This window comes from Planomonospora algeriensis (assembly GCF_977012225.1).
In genome coordinates this window covers 1-17,061 of record NZ_CDRNDK010000098.1, presented here as the reverse complement: position 1 = coordinate 17,061, position 17,061 = coordinate 1, and the positions used below count along the sequence as shown (strand labels likewise).

The 17,061-nt window shown below is 73.4% G+C and carries 13 protein-coding genes and 1 pseudogene; 6 read left to right on the top strand and 8 right to left on the bottom strand.

Annotation, left to right across the window (positions count from 1 at the left end):
* Window positions 1-3,005, top strand: a pseudogene (locus tag ACWJ6R_RS13260) (thioester reductase domain-containing protein); the annotation flags it as partial.
* 83 nt (window positions 3,006-3,088) lie between these two features.
* Window positions 3,089-4,609: an MFS transporter gene (locus ACWJ6R_RS13255; RefSeq protein ID WP_449062506.1), complete on the top strand. Its 1,521-nt coding sequence runs from the start codon at window positions 3,089-3,091 to the stop codon at window positions 4,607-4,609.
* Here the strand turns inward: ACWJ6R_RS13255 and ACWJ6R_RS13250 are convergent.
* From ACWJ6R_RS13250 to ACWJ6R_RS13225, 6 genes are all read right to left on the bottom strand, one after another.
* On the bottom strand, window positions 4,583-5,623 hold the full coding sequence (locus tag ACWJ6R_RS13250) for an SAM-dependent methyltransferase (protein WP_449062505.1): 1,041 nt from the start codon (window positions 5,621-5,623) through the stop codon (window positions 4,583-4,585). The two genes, ACWJ6R_RS13255 and ACWJ6R_RS13250, sit on opposite strands and share 27 nt — an antisense overlap.
* 61 nt (window positions 5,624-5,684) lie before the next feature.
* Window positions 5,685-6,347 carry a DUF6875 domain-containing protein gene (locus ACWJ6R_RS13245; RefSeq protein ID WP_449062504.1) on the bottom strand — a complete coding sequence of 221 codons (663 nt, stop codon included), beginning with the start codon at window positions 6,345-6,347 and terminating at the stop codon, window positions 5,685-5,687.
* Complete coding sequence (locus ACWJ6R_RS13240; RefSeq protein WP_449062503.1) at window positions 6,344-7,759, bottom strand: FAD-dependent oxidoreductase; 1,416 nt, start codon at window positions 7,757-7,759, stop codon at window positions 6,344-6,346. The genes ACWJ6R_RS13245 and ACWJ6R_RS13240 overlap by 4 nt, the downstream gene beginning before the upstream one ends.
* 1,000 nt (window positions 7,760-8,759) lie before the next feature.
* On the bottom strand, window positions 8,760-9,221 hold the full coding sequence (locus ACWJ6R_RS13235; RefSeq protein ID WP_449062502.1) for an ATP-binding protein: 462 nt from the start codon (window positions 9,219-9,221) through the stop codon (window positions 8,760-8,762).
* Window positions 9,222-9,326: 105 nt separating this feature from the next.
* Window positions 9,327-10,283, bottom strand: coding sequence for a TIGR03885 family FMN-dependent LLM class oxidoreductase (locus ACWJ6R_RS13230; protein WP_449062501.1), 957 nt, complete (start codon window positions 10,281-10,283; stop codon window positions 9,327-9,329).
* A gap of 140 nt (window positions 10,284-10,423) precedes the next feature.
* Window positions 10,424-11,326 (bottom strand): universal stress protein, encoded by a 903-nt coding sequence (locus ACWJ6R_RS13225; RefSeq protein WP_449062500.1) that lies wholly within the window; start codon window positions 11,324-11,326, stop codon window positions 10,424-10,426.
* 305 nt (window positions 11,327-11,631) lie between these two features.
* Here ACWJ6R_RS13225 and ACWJ6R_RS13220 point away from each other — a divergent pair, with 305 nt between their 5' ends.
* Window positions 11,632-12,501: a hypothetical protein gene (locus ACWJ6R_RS13220; RefSeq protein ID WP_449062499.1), complete on the top strand. Its 870-nt coding sequence runs from the start codon at window positions 11,632-11,634 to the stop codon at window positions 12,499-12,501.
* Between the two features lie 83 nt (window positions 12,502-12,584).
* Here ACWJ6R_RS13220 and ACWJ6R_RS13215 read toward each other — a convergent pair whose 3' ends face one another.
* Window positions 12,585-13,397 (bottom strand): SDR family NAD(P)-dependent oxidoreductase, encoded by an 813-nt coding sequence (locus ACWJ6R_RS13215; RefSeq protein ID WP_449062498.1) that lies wholly within the window; start codon window positions 13,395-13,397, stop codon window positions 12,585-12,587.
* A gap of 86 nt (window positions 13,398-13,483) precedes the next feature.
* Between ACWJ6R_RS13215 and ACWJ6R_RS13210 the strand changes: the two genes are divergently transcribed.
* On the top strand, window positions 13,484-14,146 hold the full coding sequence (locus ACWJ6R_RS13210) for a TetR/AcrR family transcriptional regulator (protein ID WP_449062497.1): 663 nt from the start codon (window positions 13,484-13,486) through the stop codon (window positions 14,144-14,146).
* A 122-nt stretch (window positions 14,147-14,268) separates the two neighbouring features.
* A complete protein-coding gene (locus tag ACWJ6R_RS13205; RefSeq protein WP_449062507.1) occupies window positions 14,269-14,973 on the top strand; it encodes a CBS domain-containing protein in 705 nt (234 codons plus the stop codon).
* A gap of 63 nt (window positions 14,974-15,036) precedes the next feature.
* Here ACWJ6R_RS13205 and ACWJ6R_RS13200 read toward each other — a convergent pair whose 3' ends face one another.
* The gene (locus ACWJ6R_RS13200; protein ID WP_449062496.1) at window positions 15,037-15,210 is read right to left on the bottom strand and encodes a hypothetical protein; all 174 of its coding nucleotides are present in this window, start codon (window positions 15,208-15,210) and stop codon (window positions 15,037-15,039) included.
* Window positions 15,211-15,564: 354 nt separating this feature from the next.
* Here ACWJ6R_RS13200 and ACWJ6R_RS13195 point away from each other — a divergent pair.
* On the top strand, window positions 15,565-17,061 hold a 1,497-nt coding region (locus ACWJ6R_RS13195), incomplete at its 3' end, for an IS4 family transposase (protein WP_449062495.1).

Here is a 17,061-nt window from a genome sequence, read left to right as displayed (position 1 = left end):
GGGCGCCGGCCGTCGTCGCGGGGGACGGGCGCACCCTCTCCTACCGGGAGCTGGACCGGCGCGCCGACGACCTCGCCGGCGAGCTGGCCGGCGCGGGCGTGGGGCCGGGGACGCTCGCCGGCGTGGTCCTGCCCCCCGGCCCGGAGGCCGTGGTGGCGATCCTGGGCGTGCTCAAGGCGGGCGGCGCGTACCTGCCGCTCGATCCCTCCCACCCGCCGGCCCGCCTGCGGGACATCCTGCGGCAGTCCGGAGCCCGCGTGACCCTCTCGGCGGGCAGCGGCGGCATCGAGGTCTCCGCCCCGGCACCCGGCGGCGGCACCGTGGCCGGGACCTCCTCGGCTCCGGTGACCGGCGGCAGCACGGTGACCGGGACCCCCTCCACCCCGGCACCCGGCGGTGGCACGGGACAAGGGACCCCCTCCGGCCGTCCCGGACCGGACGACCTGGCGTACGTGATCTACACCTCGGGCTCCACCGGCCGTCCCAAGGGGGTCATGGTCACGCACGGGACGCTCTCCCGGCTGACGGAGTCCTTCGTCCGCGTCCACGGGTTCGGCCCGGGGCAGCGGCTGCTCGTGCTCCCGCCGCTGACCTTCGACGCGTCGGTGGGGGACGTGTTCCCCGCCCTGGTCTCGGGTGCGGCCCTGGTGTTCCATCCCGAGCCCGCGCTGCTCGACGGGGCGGAGCTCGTGCGGTTCTGCGCCGAGCGGGGGGTGACGGCCGTGGACACCGCGGCCGCCCTGTGGCGGCGCTGGGCCGGGGAGCTGGACGGGACGGGCGTGCCCGGCGACTGGCCGGTGGACGTCATGATGATCGGCGGAGAGCGCGCGCCCATGGACGCGGTGCGGGCCTGGGCGCGGGCCACCGGCGGCCGGGTGCGGCTCTTCAACCACTACGGCCCGACCGAGGCCACGGTCTGCGCCACCGTCCACGCCACGGTGGACGGCACGGGCGACGGCACCGTGAACGGCGCCAGGGACGGGACGGTGAACGGCGCCAAGGACGGCACGGGCGACGGCACCGGGGACCGCGCGGGGAACGGCGCGGTGGCCGCGGGCGCCGCCCACCTGCCGATCGGGCGGCCGCTCCCGCACGTCCGCGCGTACGTCTGCGACCGGCACGGCGGGCGGGCTCCGGTGGGCACGCCCGGCGAGCTGTACCTGGGCGGCGACTGCCTGGCCCGCGGATACCTCGGCGATCCGGCGATGACCGCCGACCGGTTCGTGCCCGATCCGTTCGCCGCCGCGCCGGGCTCGCGCATGTACCGCACCGGCGACCTGGCCCGGTGGCTGGCCGACGGGTCCCTGGAGTTCCTCGGCCGGGCCGACCGGCAGGTGAAGATCCACGGTCACCTCGTCGAGCCCGCCGAGGTGGAGGCGGCGCTGGTGGCCCATCCGGCGGTGGGCGAGGCGGCGGTCACGGCCCTGCCCGACCCGGCCGGCCACCACCGGCTGATCGCCTACGTCACCGGCGGCGAACCCGCTGACCTCCGGCGCCACCTGCGGGACCGGCTGCCGGACTACCTCGTGCCCGCGCTCTTCGTCCGGCTGAACGCCCTCCCCCGCACCGCGCACGGCAAGACCGACTACGCGGCGCTGCCCGTGCCCGAGCCCGGCGGCTCCGGACCGGAGGAGTACACCCCGCCGCGGGGTCCCGTGGAGGAGGCGCTCGCCCGGGTCTGGGCCGGCGTGCTCGGCGTGGAACGGGTGGGCCGCCACGACGGCTTCTTCGCCCTCGGCGGGCACTCCCTGCGGATCGCCGAGGTGGTGACCCGGGTGCACGCCGAGCTCGGCGTGCGCCCCTCCGCCCGCGACCTGTTCGAGGCCGCCGACCTGGCCGAGTTCGCGGCGCTGGTCACCGCGCGCGCCGGCGGCTCCCGCGACGGCGGCGCGGACGACGACGCACCGGACCTGCGAGCCGAGGTGAGGCTGCCGGACGAGGTGGCGGTAGCCGCCCGAACCTCCGCCCGGACCTCCGCCCGGCGCGGCCCCGGGACGTTCCTGCTGACCGGCGCCACGGGCTTCCTCGGCGCGCATCTCGTCGCCGAGCTGCTGGAGCGCACGACGGGCCGGGTGATCTGCCTGGTGCGCGCCGATTCCCCGGAGCACGCCCTGCGGCGGGTGCGGGAGAACCTGGTCCGGTACGGGCTGGAGCGGGTCTCCGGCGACTCCCGGCTGGTGGGGCTGCCCGGTGACCTGGCCGCGCCGCGCCTGGGGCTGGACGCCGAGGCGTTCGGCGAGCTGGCCCTGCGGGTGGACGCCGTCTGCCACAGCGGCGGGCTGGTCAACTTCGCCCAGCCGTACGCCCTGCTGCACCCGCCGAACGTGGCGGGCACGGTGGAGGTGCTGCGGCTCGCGGCGCTGGGCGGCGGGGTCCCGGTGCACCTGCTCTCGACCCTGGGGGTGTACCTCGGCGACGCCTACCGGGGGCGGCCGGTGAGCGAGCTCGATCCGCCGGAGGACCCCGGCGGGCTCGGCGGCGGGTACAACCAGAGCAAGTGGGTGGCCGACCGGCTGGCCGAACCGGCACGGCGGCGCGGCATCCCGGTGACCGTGCACCGGCCCGCCCGGATCGGCGGGGACAGCCGCACCGGGATCGGGGCTCCCGACGACTACTTCGGCCGGCTGCTGATCACCTGCGCCCAGGTGGGCATGGTGCCCGAGCTGGGCTTCGAGGAGGACCTGTCCCCGGTGGACCAGGTGGCCGGCGGGGTGGCCGCGGCGGTCGCCTCAGCCCAGCCTCCCCCTCACGACCTGCACTACTTCAATCCGGCGACGGTCGGCTACGGGCGGATCGCCGCGGCCCTGGCCGAGCGCGGGCGCCCCGCCGACCTGGTGCCCTGGTCCCGGTGGCGGGCCGCCGTACTGGCCCGGTCGGCCGCCGGGGAACCGACCGCGATCGAGCCGTTCGCCGCCGGGCTGGCCGAGACCGAGCCGCGCTTCGACCGGCCGCTGTTCGACTGCGCCCGGACCGAGAAGTGGCTGAGCGGGGCGGGGGTGCCGCCCGCACCCGACGGATCGTGGCTGCTCGGCCGCTACCTGGACGCGTTCGCCGCCGCGGGCCGGCTGCCGGGCGCGGGGAGCGGATCGTGACCGCGCGAGGGGACCTGGTCAGGTTCGGCGGGGTGTGGCTGGCCTCGCTGGTGTCCGGTGTGGGGTCCAGCATCACTTCCTTCGTCCTGGGCGTGTGGGTGTTCCAGACGACCGGGTCGGCCACCCTGTTCGCCTTCGTGATGCTGAGCTCCATGCTTCCCGGCCTGGTCGCCGGGCCGTTCGCCGGGGTGGCGATCGACCGCTTCAACCGGCGGACGGTCATGGTGGTCACCGACAGCCTGGCGGCGGTGTCCACCGCCGCGGTCGCGGTCCTGCTGTACCTGGACGCGCTCGCGGTGTGGCACGTGTACGTCAGCGCGACGGTGAGCGCCGCGTGCGGGGTCTTCCACCTGACCGCCTACCAGGCGATGACGCCGATGCTGATCCCCAAGCGGCACCTGGGCCGGGCCAACGGGCTCATGCAGGCCGCCACGGCGATCCAGATCGCCGCCCCGCTCCTGGCCGCCTCGCTGCTCGGGGCCGTGGGCATGGTCGGCGTGCTCGTCATCGACCTGGCGTCGTTCGCCGTCGCGATGGGCACGCTGCTGGTGGTGAGCCTGCCGGCGCCGGTCCTGCGCCCGGCGGAGCGGGCCGAGCGGCCGTCCCTCGGCTCGGACCTGACCTTCGGCCTGCGGTATCTGCGGGCCCGGCCCGCGCTGCTCGCGTTCGTCCTCATGCTGACCGCGTACAACTTCCTCTTCGGGGTCGCCGGAGTACTGGTCCAGCCGCTCATCCTGTCCTTCTCCTCGGCGGCCACCCTCGGCGTGCTGATGTTCGCGGGCGGGTCCGGGCTCTTCGCGGGCGGGCTGCTCATGGGCGCGTGGGGCGGGCCGAAGCGGCGGGTGGCCGGGATCGCGGTGTTCATGGCGCTCGGCGGAGCGGCCCTGGCCCTGCACGCGCCCTGGACGTCGGCGGTGGTCGTGGGGGGCGCCGCGGCCGTGTTCCTGTTCACTCTGCCCGTGGTCCAGGGCACCGTCGTCACGGTCCTGCAGAGCAAGGTCGAGCCGGCCTCGCTGGGCAGGGTCATGGGCACCTCGCACACCCTCGGCCAGCTCGCGATGCCCGCCGCCTACCTGCTGGCGGCCCCGCTGGCCGAGAACGTCGTGGGTCCGGCCCTGGAGCCCGGCGGCCCGCTCACGGGCTCGCTGGGAGCGGTCGTCGGGGTCGGTGCGGCGCGCGGCCTCGCCGCAGTGGTGCTGGCGGACGGGATCCTGCTGGTCCTGCTGGCGGTCGTCGTGATGCTGGTCCCCGCGCTCCGGCGGCTGGAACACGACGTTCCCGACGCCGTCCCCGACGCCGTCCCCGACACCGTCCCCGACACCGTCCCCGACGCCGTCCCCGATGAGGGTGCGGTCCCGGATGACGGTGCGGTCGAGGACGGCGGGAACCGGGACGGCGGGAACGGCGACGGCGGGAACCGGGACGGCTCGGAGGACGGCGTGCGAGGGACCGACGTGCGAGGGACCGGAGCGCGGCGGGGAAGCGGCGCCTCAGCCCTCGCGGTCGGCGACGAGTAGGCAGAACCCGGCCGACCGGGTGAGATCGCGGCGTTCGACCGGGCCGCAGCCCGCCGCCGCCATCCACCCGGCGATCGCCTCCACCGGATGGAGCCTTCCGCCCTGGGTGTGGATCAGGTTGAGGTCGAAGCCGCGGGTGAACGCCTCCTCCCGGACGCTGCCGACCGGGTCGGGGAGGGTCTCCATCACGATCAGCCTCCCCCCGGGGCGCAGCGCTCCCGCCGCCCGGCCCACCAGGGCCCGGGCGGTGTCGGCGGGGAAGCCGTGCAGCACGTTGAACAGCAGCACGACGTCCTGTCCCCCGGGCGCTTCGGCCGTACGGAGGTCCCCGGGGAGGAAGGTGAAGCGCTCCGCCAGGCCTGCAGCCTCCACCGCCGCGCGTCCCGGCTCCAGGGCCTCGGGCAGATCGAGGACGGTCACGGACAGCCCGGGGTGGCGGCGGCAGTAGGCGAGGCTGTACCTGGCGTGCCCTCCGCCGAGGTCCAGCAGGCGGGCCGGTTCGCCGGGCGGCCCGGCGAGCTCCAGCACCTCCTCCTCCAGCCACTCGGCGATGCGGAGCTGGACCCCTTGGAATCCGGTGAGCACGTCGGGACGCTCCCCGAGCCAGGCGTAGAAGTCCCGCTGCGGCTTTCCGGTGCGCACGGTCTCCTCCAGGCCCTGCCAGAGCTCGCCGATCAGGGAGTGCCAGAAGTCCAGCACGGCGCCGAACCCGTTCTCCGGCCCGGCCAGCCACGCCCCGGCCGGAGTCCGCTCGTAGCCGTCCTCGCCCTCGGTGAGGTAGCCGCCGGTGACCAGCAGGCGCAGCAGCACGCGGAGGTTCGCCTCGTCCACGGCCAGCTCGCCGGCGAGGGCGCCGAGCTCACGCGGTCCCCGTTCGAGCGCGCTGAAGACGCCGAGCCGCAGTGCGGCCACCGCGGCATGGAAGATCATCGTCTGGATCAGGTCGATCTGGACGGCCGGGCCCTCTCCTCGGCGCAGGGTCGCGGCCTCGTCGGGCGGCAGGTCGAGTGGCACGTCGCTCCTCGGTCGGTTCATCGGCCCGGGCGCCCGGCGGCCCGGGCACCCGGCGGTCTCGTCAGCTCAGGCTCTCGGCGGCGGCGCGCACCGACTCCCTCAGGTGCGAGGGCACCTCGTCCCCGAACCACGACAGGTAGGAGCGCACGTGGTCGTCGTCGTCCCGGAGGAAGGGGAAGTCGGTCGCCACCATGCGCCTGATCACCAGCATCGCCACGGGGCTGGACAGCGGGCGCAGGTCGGGGTTCCACAGGCCCGGCTTGTCGGGCGGTCCCGGATGGAACTCACCGATCATGAGCCCCTCCGAGACGTACTCCGCCTTCAGCGCCGCCTGGGCCGCGTCGATGGCCGGGAGGTCGTCCCTGCGCGCGTCCGGGAAGAGGATCATCAGGGTGGTGTAGGTGGAGAGGGTCTCCCCGGCCGGAGCCAGCCGCATGAACCACTCGCGGTACGGCCGGACGGAGTGCACCACCTCCTCCGGCTCGGCCGGGTGGCCCGGCCGTACCGCGAGGAAGGTCCGGCCCTTGTCCATCGACGTCGAGGTGTACGGGCACACCGCTCCCCGGCGTCCCAGTTCGGGCAGCGGCCTGCACAGGTAGTCGCCCATCCACTCCCGTACGGTGCGCAGGACGGGAAGGTGTCCGGCGGCCTCCGGCGGCGGTGTCCGGCCGAGGTCCCCCAGCTCGAAGAGGACCAGGTCGTCACGGTCGGGATGGTGTATCACCCGGTCCTCCTCGCGGGGGCTCCGGTACGGCGCCGCAGCCGCCGGACGGCCGCGGCCGCCCCCAGGGCGGCTCCCGCGGACAGCGCCGCCGCGGCCGCGCCGAGCAACGCGTTCTGCCGGCGGGCGCGGTGCAGCGCCTCGCCGTAGGGCATCGAGGTATGCGAGATCATGGTGTACAACGGCTGCCATCCTCGGGGGAAGATCCGGTTGAGCGTCAGGTCGGCGCGGGCCCGGAGCAGGCGCGCGGGAGAGCGCAGGCCGTCGCGCAGTTCCAGGAAGTTCTCCTTCGACAGCTCCGCCAGGACGTCGGTGTGCGGTCGCCTCAGGTCCTGGTACTCCCGCAGCGCGGCGCCCCGGTCCGCGGGATGCCGGGCCAGGCACTCGTCCAGTACGAGGCAGTCCTCGAAGGAGGCGTTCATGCCCTGCCCGTAGAAGGGGTAGACGGCGTGGCAGGCGTCTCCGACGAGCACCACCCGCTCCCCCGCGTGCCATGTCGAGGTGCGCACGCTGACCAGGCGCCCGACCGGGTTGGCCTCGAACTCCTCGGCCAGGTCCGGGATGAGCCGCAGGGCGTCCGGGAACCTGCTCCGGAAGAACCGTTCGGCCTCGGCGCCCGAACCGAGCGAGGCGAAGCTCGACCCGCCCTCGTGCGGCAGGAAGAGCGTGCAGGTCAGTGAGTTGTCGGTGTTGGGGTGCGCGACGATCAGCGCGCGGTGGGCCGGCCAGAGATGCAGCGCCTCGATCGGGGTCCGCGGGCCGCCGTCCGGCGCCGGCGGGATCGTGAGCTCCTTGTACCCCCATTCGAGGAACTCCTGGTGCAGGTCCGCGGACCTGCCGCGCTGCATGAGCCGGCGCACGGCGGAGAAGGCCCCGTCCGCACCGACCACGAGATCGGCCTCGACCCGCCGCGTCTCCCCCGAGATCGTGTCGGACAGCGTCAGCGTGCCGGTGTCCGCGTCGAGGTCGACGCAGCGCAGCCCGTAGCAGAACGTCACCCCGCCGAGGGCTTCGGCGTGCTCGATGAGCAGCGCGTTGAGCACGCCGCGGCGGATCGAGTAGAGGATCTCGTGGTCCGCCGTGCCGTACGGCTGGAACGTCAGCTCCCCCGAAGGGGAGTGGATCATGCGTCCCCGCATCGGCACGGTGTGCGGCCACAGCTCCTCGAGCAGCCCGGCCCGGCGCAGGGCCCGGATGCCGCGCGCGGAGAGCCCCAGGTTGATGGAGCGTCCGTCGCCCTCGTCCTTGCTCAGGCGCGGGTCGTCCCGGTGCTCGTAGACCTCCACCCGGAAGCCCCGCCGGGCCAGGAAGAGGGCGAGCAGGGACCCGGACAGCCCGGCGCCCACGATCGCGGCGCGCGGCCCGGACCGGGCGTCCTCCCGCAGCGGGGGTCGTGCGAGATCGTCATCCGTCATCTGGTCTCCACCGATTCGTCGTACCGCGACAGGGGGTCATGCCGCGGACCTGCGCGGCGGCGCGCACCGGGTGTCCTCGGCGGCTCCGGTCAGCGGTTCCGGGCCCTCGCCCGCGAGCGGTTCCCGGCTCACCGTCTGGCCGTCCGCCCGCCGCACCCGCCCGGTTCCGTATGGTGACCGCGGGTTCACCGGCCTGTGAATACGGACACGAATCCAGAAAGGGTCATTTAAGGAATTGAAGGCGCAGGTCATCACACTCTCCCTGGAGAGGGAAATTCGATTGGCCGTTCGCGACGGACGAGAATGCGCAGCGCTCCGCGGACCCCGGCATACGGAAGCCCAGGGCTCGCGGCTTCGCGGAAGCGGTACCGGAGGACACCGGAACGTCCCGGACGGGTGCCGCATCAGGGCGCCGACATGCCCGGACCTTCGGCCTCAGGCATCGCCGGCAGAAGCCACGACAGGTCTCCGAGGTCGTCGGAAACCTGCGGACTCCATCGGACGTACGGTCACGATGGTGACCGGCACGTATGATGGGAGCGCTCCCACCACCCGTGGGAACGCTCCCACTTGCCGAAGATATGGATACGGGATATCGCCCGTCAAGACACTGTCACTAACACTTAATGACATTAACGATAGAAATTTTCGGCCAGCCTCAGTAATCGCAGGTCATGCCGCCGCACCGATCATGGACACCGTACGGCTCGGACCCGGGCGTGCCCGGTGGGACCGGAACGCGCCCGCCCTCCGAGGGAAGAGGGCGGCACCGTCCGGAGGGCGGCTGTCGTCCCGCACCGGAGGCTCTGAGCCGGGAGCCCCGGGCCGCGGGAGAGCCCGGGCCGGGATAGGGCATCGGCCGGGACAGGCTGGGAGAGCCTGGGAGGGACATCCGGGCCGGGCCGGACCGGGCGGAGGGCTCCGGCGCGCGCCGGTGCGGATCAGGCGAGGACGCCCGACCCGGACGACCGGACGACACGACCGGAACGACCGGCAAGGATCAGGCGAAGGCGCCCGACGCGCGGTGGAGTGCTCCGTACGGCATGCATCCGCCACCGAGCACGAACCAGACGATCTTCCCGCCGGACTCCGGCCAGGACACGCCCCATTCGGCGGCGAGGGCGTCGACGATCTGCAGGCCCCTGCCGCCGGTGGCCTCCGTGTCCGCCTCGCGCATCCGGGGCGCGCCCGCGCCCGGGTCGTAGAGCTCGCCGTACACGTGGGCGCCGTCGCCGCCGAGGCGCAGCGCGCAGGCCGCGCCCCCGTGGCGGACGGCGTTGGTGACCAGCTCGCTCACGATGAGCATGCAGTCGTCCACCAGGTCTTCGGCACCCCAGCCGGGAAGCTCGCGACGGACCAGGGAGCGGGCTTCGCGCACGCTCGCGGGGGCCGCGGCCAGGAGGCCTTCGACGGTGTGGGTGAGGTCCGATGGCGCCATGAGCGAGCCGTTCTGGGGGGACACTGGCTTCTCCTCAGCTATGGGAGCGCTCCCATATCAAATGTAGAACATCCACCCCCGGCATGTGAACCGCTCGCGACATTCTCGTTTCGAAAATATGTCGAAACGTCACCTGAGCTGCGGGAGGACCTTCGCGCCGAACGCGTCGATGAACGCCGACTGCTCCTGACCGACGTGGTGCAGGTAGACCTCCTCGAAGCCCAGCTCGGCGTACTCGTTGAGGCGGGCCGCGTGCCACCCCAGGTCGGAGGAGACGTTGACCACCTCGGCCACCCGGGCGGGCGTGATCTCCTCCGACACCACGTCGAACAGCTCGGCCGTGTCGAGGTCCCAGCAGACCGGGGGACGGAAGATGTTGCTGCGCCACTGCTCGTGGGCGACCGCCTCGGCCTCCTCCCGGCTCTCCGCCCAGCTCAGGTGGACCTGGAGGGCCAGCTTCCCCCGGCCTCCCGCGTCCCGGTAGGCGGCCGCGACCTCGCGCAGCGTCTCCAGCGGCGCGTTCACGGTGATCAGCCCGTCGGCCCACTCGGCGCACCACCGGGCGGTCTCCACGCTCACCGCCGCCCCCACCAGCTTCGGCGGGGTCTCCGGCCGGGTCCACAGCCGGGCCCGGTCCACGGTCACCAGTCCGTCGTGGCTCACCTCCTCGCCCGCCAGCAGCGCCCGGATGACGTCGACGCACTCGCGCAGCCGCGCCGTGCGCACCGCCTTGCGCGGCCAGCGCTCCCCGGTGATGTGCTCGTTGCTCGCCTCCCCGGTGCCCAGCGCGGCCCAGAACCGGCCCGGGAACATCGCACCGAGGGTGCCGATCGCCTGAGCGACGATCGCCGGGTGGTAGCGCTGCCCGGGCGCGTTGACCACGCCGAACGGCAGGCCGGTGGCCTGGAGCGCCGCCCCCAGCCAGGACCAGGCGAAGCCGGACTGACCCTGCCGCTCGCTCCAGGGCGAGAAGTGGTCCGACGACATCGCCGCGGCGAAACCCGCCTGCTCGGCCCGCGTCACCGCCTTCAGCAGCTCGGCCGGGTGGATCTGCTCGTGTGAAGAGTGAAAGCCATAGGTCGCCATGGTCTCCATGGCTACCCAGCCGGCGGCGCTCCAGACCGCCCCGGGCGATCCTCTCCGGTCTCTCCGGTCTCTCCGGTCTCTCCGGTCTCTCCGGTCTCTCCGGTCTCTCCGGTCAGCTTCGGCTTCTCCGGCCTCTCCGGTCAGCTCTCACCCGCGCGGGCGGTGAGGGCTCGCGGGCCGATCACCGTGACCGGGCAGCAGGCGTGGTGCAGCACGCCGTGGCTCACCGATCCCAGGAAGAGCCCCGCGAGCGCCCCCTTCCCGTGCGATCCCATGACGAGCAGGTCCGCCGCCTCCGAGGCGTCGACGAGTGTCTGGACCGGATGGCCCATCACCTGCTCGTGGACGATCTCGAGCTCCGGGTGGGCCTCCGCCACCGGCCGCACCGCGTCCTCCAGGATGCGCGCCCAGACGTCCTCGATCTCGGTGAGGTCGAAGAGCGACGGCGGAAGCAGGGTGGACGCCGCGACGGGCAGGTTCCACGCCAGGAGCGCCCGCAGGCGCACCCCGCGGACCGACGCCTCCTCCGCGGCGAACCTGAGCGCCTCGGCCCCGGCGGGCGACCCGTCCACGCCGACGACGACCTCCCCGAACTCCCGCTCCGGCTCCACCGGGCCGCGGATCACCGCCACCGGGCAGGACGCCTGGGAGACGACCTTCAGCGCGACGGACCCGAGCAGCAGGCTGGAGATCCGGCCCTCCCCGCGTGAGGCGACCACGAGCAGGTCCCCCGACCCCGCCTCGGCGGCCAGCGCGTGCGCGGGCTCGCCGAAGGCCATCGCGTCGGCGACCTCCACGCCCGGCGCGGACTCACGCGCGTGGGCCACCGCCTGGTCGACGATCTCGCGGCCGTTGTGCCACATCCACTGCCGCACCTCCTCGATCTCACCCTCCGCCCGGGAGTGCAGCCACTCGTGCACGACGTGCACCACCCGGACGGGAAGGCCGCGGCGTCCCGCCTCCCGCACCGCCCACTCCATCGCGCGGAGACTGTTCGCCGACCCGTCGACCCCCACCACCACATGTTCCATGGCGGTGCCCATACCCAGTCGTGTACGGGCCGTCACAGTCTCCGGCCGGGACCGCGGACGGACCGCCGGGACAGTGCCACCGATCCGGGAAAGCCCGTCGACTCCAACCCGCCGCGGACGGACCGCCGGGACGATGCCACCGGTCCGGAAGCCCGTCTGCTCAGGCCCCGCTGCGGACGGACCACCGCAATCCGCCTGCAACCGGTGTGAAAGCAGATCGCGGTTACCTGTCGGCGGCAGCACGGACGCGGTGCTCCGGAGCGATCGCCGCAGAGCGGTGCCCGGAGCGGCATATCGGAGAGGGCGAGGGGACGTCGATGGCGCGCATGGGAAAGCTGGGGGCGGGGGTCGGGATCTGCGGTGGCCTCCTCCTGGCGGCGGGGGTCATCGGGATGACCATGTGGCCGATGCCCGCCTGGGCCACCCCGGCCTTCGTCGTCGGGATGATGACGACCTTCGCCGGAGTCTTCACATCGGCCTGGTCGTTCCATACGGCGGCCTTCCGCCGGGGGATGTCGGTGTTCGAGGACCAGCTCGGCCCGGAGAAGACCGGCGGGCTCTTCGGCATGGTCCGGGACCTGCAGGACATGGCCCGGGGCAATGACGACCTGCTCACCGGCGGGGTGCCCGCCACCGCCGTCGTGCTCTCCATGAGGGACACCGGCATGACCGTGAACGACCGGCCCATGGTCGGCTTCGAGCTGGAGGTCCGCCCCGAGGGCGCCGCCCCCTACCGGGTGGCGCACCGCGAGACCCTGCCCCGGCTGCTCGTCGGCGCGGTGCTGCCCGGCTCCGCGCTGTCCGTGCGGATCGACCCGGCGGACCCGCGGCGGCTGGCCGTCGACTGGAGCCGCGCGCCCGGCCGGGAGGAGCCGGTGGTCTCCGAGCACCTGTCCGCGGCCGACCTGCTGGCCCGGGGCCTGCCCGGCACCGCCACGGTGATGGGCACCTTCGACCTGAACGGCATGACCGCCGGCAACGGCGACCCCATCGTGGGGTTCGTGCTGCGGGTGGTCCCCGACGGCGGGGGCGCGCCGTACCAGGTGCGGCTCGGCCACCGCGTGCCCCCGGCCCACCTGCACCGTACGGTGCCCGGCACTCGGCTGCCCGTCCGGATCGCCGCGGAGGACCCGGAGAAGGTGGCCGTCGACTGGGAGGGCGAGACGGCCCCCCGGACCCCGGCCTGACGGGGCCCGACGGCTCCGCCACGGATCCCCCGCCCCGGGAGCGGCCCCCTTCCGGGAACGGCCGCGGATCCGGCGCGGGAGGGTCACCGTGCCGTGGCGGGCGTGAGCTCGTCGGCCACCCGCCGGGTGACCATCCGGCCGATCATCGCGACGAGCTTGCGGGGCCGCCTCGGCATCAGGTGGGACACCGCGAAGTTGCCGAGGCCCGGCACCACGTAGCCCCGGTCGCGGTCGAGCGCGCGCAGCGCCGAGGTGACGACATGCTCCGGCGTGCTCATCTTCGCCCCGATCGCCGCCTTCCGGGTGCCGATCCTGTCGAAGAACGCCGTCTCGACCGGGCCCGGCGCGACGGCCAGGACCTTCACCCCGGTGCCGCGCAGCTCGCTCCACAGGGCCAGGCTGAAGTTGAGGACGAAGGTCTTGGAGGCCCCGTACGTCGAGAAGTAGGGGGTGATGTTGAAGCCCGCGGTGGAGCCCACGTTCACCACGGCGCCGGAGCCCCGGGCGAGCATCCCGGGCAGGAAGGCGTGGGTCAGCCCCACCAGGGCCACGACGTTGACCATGAGCTCCTCGTGCTCGCGTTCGGCCGCGATGCTCTCGAAGCGCCCTGCCGTACCGAAGCCCGCGTTGTTGACCAGCAGGTCGACGATGATCCCCCGGACGGCGAGCGCCTCGGCGACCCGCATGGCGGCGTCGGGCGCGGACAGGTCCTGCGGGACGACCTCGACCCGGACTCCGTAGGCGTCCCGCAGCTCCCCGGCCAGCGCCTCGAGGGCGGGCACCGAGCGGGCGACCAGCACCAGGTGGTATCCGCGGGCGGCCAGTCGGCGGGCGAACTCGGCACCGATGCCGGAGGAGGCGCCGGTGATCAGAGCGGTGATGTTCTGCGGCTTCATGAGAAGGAAAGTATCAGATAGAAAGTAATATGCAACATCTAGTCTCATTTATTCGGCAGAGTCGAGCGAGGTTGTAGCGTCTTCCCATGAGCAGTACAGCGGGCAGGCCATTGCGGGCGGACGCCGAGCGCAGCATCAAAGCGATCATGAGAGCGGCCGAGGAGCTGCTCGGCGGCAATCCCGCCGCCACCATGGAGCAGATCGCCGAGGCGGCGGGGGTGGCGCGGGCGACCGTCCATCGCAGGTTCGCCAGCCGCGAGGCGCTGCTCGAGACGATGGAGGTCACCGCCTGGCGCGAGATCGAGCAGGCCGTCGAGGCCGCCCGCCCGAAGACCGCGCCCCCGCTGGTCGCCCTGCACCAGGCCACCGCGAACATCCTGCAGATCAAGCCGGGCTGGCGCTTCACCCTGGCCCGCCCGATCCCGCTCAGCCCGCGGGCACGGACCGTCCACGCCGCCGTGATGGCGGACTGCGAGACGGTCTTCACCAGGGCCGTGGAGTCCGGCCTGCTCCCCCCGGACATCGACACGGCCTGGGCCAGGCAGGCGTACCTCGCCCTGCTGGGCGAGGCCGCGCACCATGCCGGCCCGGATGCCGGCCCGGATGCCGGCCCGGATGCCGGCCCGGATGCCGCCACCGGCTGCGGCATCCGGGCCACCGATCCCGACGCCCTCGCCACCCTCGTGATCGACACTCTGATGTACGGCCTGGCCCGGTCGAACACGCCGCAGGACCGCCGCACGGGCTGACGCTCCGGCGACGTCCTCCGAGGCCGGGCCCCTGGTCCTGGCGGATCGGGCCCTTCGCCCCTGCTTCCCTCCGCGGTCGCGGCGAAGGATGGAGGCGAGTCAACCGGAGGTTCACCGTGAAGATGACCGTCAAGGACGTCATGACCGCCGAGGTCGCGGCCGTGCGGGCGAACGCGCCCTTCCACACGATCGCCGCCCTCCTCATCGACCGGAGCGTGAGCGGCGTCCCGGTCGTGGACGCCGCTCAGCGGGTGGTCGGCGTCGTGTCCGAGGCCGACCTGCTCCGCAAGGAGGAGTTCAAGGAGCGCTACTACGGCGAGGCGTACCGCCCGCCGCTGCGCACCCGGCTCCGTCACCGCCTGGGCGAGGACGGCGACGTCGAGCGCAGGGCGGCCGGGGACACGGCCGAGGAGCTGATGACCTCCCCCGCCGTCGTCACCACCCCCGACACCTCCATCGTGCTGGTCGCCCGCATGATGGACCGGCACGGCGTCAAGCGGCTCCCCGTGGTCGCCTCCGACGGCACCCTGGTCGGCATCGTCAGCCGCCGCGACGTGATCCGCGTGTTCGTGCGCAGCGACGCCGAGATCGAGCGCCGCGTCCGCGACGACGTCATCGTGCGGAACCTCTGGGCGGATCCGGAGACCGTACGGATCACCGCCCGCGAGGGGGTCGTGACGCTCTCCGGCGAGCTGGAGACGCGCAGCCAGGCCGCCGCGGCCGTCCGCGTGACCCGCAATCTCGACGGGGTCGTCGGCGTGGTCGACGACCTCTCCTGGCGGACCGACGACACGGTGCCCGTCCCTGTCGCCCGAAGCGGGGTCTGATCGCCGTCGTGACCGGGAGATCCGAGATCCGGCAGATCCGGGATGCCGGAGAGGAGGACGAGGTCAGAAGGTGTGATCGTGCCCGTGACCGGGGTCCTCGATCCCGTGCGACCTCTCCAGCTCGGCTCCCAGGCCGGGAACCAGGCGTTCGAGGGCCTCGTGCCACTCCCGGTGGCGTCCGGGGTGCTCCACCATGGCCCCGCAGGTCCGGCACAGGGGAAGCGGATTGATCGTCATGTCGTGATCCCTCCGGGGTGGGCGATCGGCGTTCACGGTCAACTGCCCCCCGGCGGGGCTTCCTATCGCGATCGCCGCGGGAGAAGCCGTTCCGGCCGTCCGGCCCGCGAGAGGCCGGAGGGGTTCGAGAGCCCGGAGGGGTCCGACAGGTTCAACGGGTTCGAAGGGTCCGAGAGAATCAAAGGGACCGAGGGTTCCGAGGGTTCCGAGGGTTCAAGAGACAAGGCCGCGTAGTTAAGGATCTCGGACGTGCGGCAAGCCACCGGTGAGTACGGCCACAGCCAGAAAGAACAGGAACGGGACCTCTGATAGACCAGGAGATCCGCCAAGATCCCCCCGTGTCCCGAGGTCCCGTTGCGTCCCGATTCTGCCACCCTCACGCTCACCCGCACCATCACCGTCGCCGACGGTGTCTTCGCCCCCGGCCACCTGGGCGAACTCACCCAGCACCTGCCGTTCGAGCTGATCGACGCGGTACTGGCCGACACCGGAACGACCCAGCGGCGGCTGCGCGCCTTGCCCTCCCGGGTCGGGATCTACTTCCTGTTGGCCCTGGGCCTGTTCCCCGAACTGGGCTACCTGCGGGTCTGGCACAAACTGACCGCCGCGCTGGACGGCCTGGGCATCCGCCGGCCATCGGAGAAAGGACTGCGGGAACTGCGCCGCCGCCTGGGCGCGGCCCCGCTGAAGGCACTGTTCGAGGCGGTGGCCGCCCCGCTGGCCCAGCCCCACACCCCCGGAACCCGCTACCGGCGCTGGCGCACCGTCGCCTTCGACGGCTGCTCATCGATCAAGGTGCCCGACGCCGAACGCAACCGCTCCTGGCTCGGGAAGATCAGATACCGGCTGGCGTGGGCCGGCTACCCGACCCTGATGGTGATGGCGCTGGCCGAGACCGGCACCCGCGGCCTGCTGGGCGCGGTCATCGGACCGGCGCGGGCGGGCGAGACCGGCTACGCCGCCCGCCTGCTGCACCTGCTCTCGGCTGACATGCTGCTGCTGGCCGACCGCGCCTTCGACGGCAACGACCTGCTGGGCGCCGTCGCCGAGACCGGCGCGCAGTTCCTGGTGCGGCTCAAGACCACCCGCCGCCCGGTGGTCCTGGCCCGGCTGGACGACGGTTCGTTCCTGTCGAGGATCGGAGCGGTCACGGTCCGGATCATCGATACCGACATCACCGTGACCTGCGCTGATGGCACGCGCATCAGCGGACGGTACCGGCTGGCCACCACCCTGCTCGATCCCCGCCGCGATGCGGCGCCCGCGCTGGTGCGGCTCTATCACGAGCGCTGGGAGATCGAGTCGGCGTTCTTCGCGCTGCGGCACACGCTGCTGGGCGGGCGGGTGCTGCGCTCGGGCGACCCCGTCGGCGTCCGGCAGGAGGTGTGGGCGCTTTTGTGCGTCTACCAGGCGCTGCGGATGGCCATGGCCGAGGCCGCCGAGACGCGGCCCGGTACCGACCCGGACCGGGCCTGCTTCACCACCGCGGTCCAGGCCGCCCGTGACCAGGTCGTTCTGGCCTCCGGCGTCGTCTGGGCCGCAGACGGGGGTCCGGGCGAGCGCGGTGGGGTGATCGGTGCCATCGGCCGCGCGGTCCTGGAGGATCTGCTGCCGCCCCGCCGCCACCGGATCAGCGTCCGCAAGGTCAAGTCCCCCGTCTCCCGCTACCACGCCCGCCCGCGCGATGATGACCGTCCCCCGACCAGTCAGGACATCACCGGCATCCTGATCGTCGTGCACGAGGGACAGTCCGCTCCGCCACCGCCTCCCGCGCCGGACGCGCCCGGACCTGCCATGCAGGAGCAGGAGCAGGAGCAGGAGCAGGAGCAGGAGCAGGAGCAGGAGCAGGAG